This is a genomic window from Paenibacillus sp. P4_A7 (assembly GCF_056402455.1).
Map to the genome: position 1 here is coordinate 1 of NZ_JBFUHJ010000657.1, position 2,222 is coordinate 2,222.

Genomic DNA, 2,222 nt, shown 5'->3' on the forward strand with positions numbered 1-2,222 from the left:
GATCGTTCCGGCGCGTAAATCGACCGATTCGAACTTCACATTTTGGTATACCTTCTTAACCTCTTGCAGCTTAGGCGACACCGTACGATCCGCGAAAATAAGACCATTGCCGCAGAAGTTGCCGTCATGCGGCATTTCTCCAAAATCACCGCCGTATTGCATCTTCACAGTACCATCTGAATCTGTAATCCGAATGGCTTGATCGATCCAATCCCATATAAAGCCGCCTTGCAAAATCGGATACTTTTCGAATAGTTCCCAATATAAGTGGAGACCGCCACAGGAGTTGCCCATAGCATGGCTGTATTCACATATAATATATGGCTTTTGCGGATTGTTTAACGCATATTGTTCTACACCATGAGGAGATGTATACATATGGCTCTCTATATCCGAAGCGCCTTCTGACGCCCGGAAATGGAACGCTCCCTCGTAATGAATAAGGCGAGATGGATCAACCGCACGTATAAAATCATACATTTTGATAAAGTTATCTCCGCCAAAGGATTCGTTGCCCAGCGACCAAATAACGATAGAAGCATGGTTTTTGTCGCGCTGCACCATAGAATTACAACGGTCTAATACTGCTTCTGTCCATTCTGGCCTGCTCCCAGGCACGGTTTCGTCTAACTCCTTCTGTCCATAGGTCCAAGAGCCATGCGTTTCGAGGTTCGTTTCATCGATCACATATAACCCGTATTCATCACATAGCTTGTACCAGAGCGAGTTATTCGGATAATGAGAAGTACGAACGGAGTTAATATTGTAAAACTTCATCAGTTCAATATCTTTGCGCATTTCCGCCTCGCCGATCGCCCTGCCTGTATCACAGGAAAACTCATGACGATTGACGCCTTTAAACAAAATGCGTTTTCCGTTAATTTGCATTAACCCATCCTTGAGCTCAAACTTGCGGAAGCCTACTTTGCAGCTGATGACTTCTAGCAGCTGGCCGTCCGCTGTTTTCAAGCTTAGTAGGAGCGTATACTGGTTTGGAATCTCTGCACTCCATTTGAGCGGATTTTTGACGGCTGCTTGTAAACGAACCTCCGTTAACGCTTCGCCCTCAACAGCTGTCTGAATCGATAATGGCTCCGTAAATACCGCTTTTTGTTGTGCATCATATAACGCTGCCTCTACTGTAATTTCACCAATCTGCTTCGTAAAATAATTAATTAGCTTCGTATCGATAATTAACTGCGCATCGTTGTATTGCTCATCAAGCTCTGTTTTCACAAAGAAATCGTAGATATGCGCATCAGGAGTCGTATACAAATATACATCACGGAAAATACCGCTCATCCGCCAAAAATCTTGGTCTTCCAGCCAACTTGCGTCACTCCAGCGATAGACCTCAACCGCCAGCTTATTCTCTCCCTCAATTAAATAAGGTGTCAAATCAAACTCAGAAGGTGTAAATGTATCCTGGCTGAACCCAACAAGTTCACCGTTTAACCAGATATAAAATGCAGATTCAACACCTTGGAAGCTAATGAAGACTGGCTTGCCTCCCCAGCCCTCAGGGATAGTAAAGGTACGGGCATAGGAGCCTACTGGGTTATAAAGTGTTGGTGCAAAAGGGGGCTTAATATCTTCCGTGCCTTCCCATGGATATCTGACATTTGTATATTGTGGATAATCATAGCCTTGTAATTGCCAATGAGCAGGCACTGTAATCTCATCCCATTCGCTATGGTCAAACTCTGCTTCATAAAAATTTATGATACGCGCTTCAGCATTTTTCGCAAAGGCAAACTTCCATTTTCCATTAAGTGAGAGATAGTTTTCTGACTCGCTATGACGCCCTTTCCAAGCAGCTTCCTCCGTAGTAAATGGCATAAGTGAAGCATGAGCTTCCATTCGATTAAGCTGAAAAATTTCAGGATTATTGTTCCATTCAGGATAACCATTTGCAGGTGGTGTATAAACTAGCTTTTTACGCATAATCATTTGCACCTCATTATCATTATATTAAAGTATGTTCACATTATAGATCAATAAGTTCTCTTTATTAATAAAACAATATTCATATCGTATATAAAAATATGAACATATAAACAAAAAAAAAGGAACAGCACCGTTCAGTGCTATCCTTGCGCTGGAACATATTTAATTTAGCCGACTCATTAATTAAACCTTTTAATCAAATGGTTTAATGCCCTTGTCATAGATTCTTGCACCTTTTTGTCAGAGCTTGTTTTCTCAAGTGCTAGCAATCCTAT

The 2,222-nt window shown here is 42.0% G+C and carries 1 protein-coding gene; it reads right to left on the reverse strand.

Going from position 1 to position 2,222, the window contains the following annotated elements:
* Nucleotides 1-1,944 (reverse strand): beta-galactosidase, LacZ type (gene lacZ / locus AC1DWN_RS32540; protein ID WP_477562978.1); only part of this gene is annotated, 1,944 nt, incomplete at its 3' end.
* Between the last annotated feature and the right edge of the window lie 278 nt (nucleotides 1,945-2,222).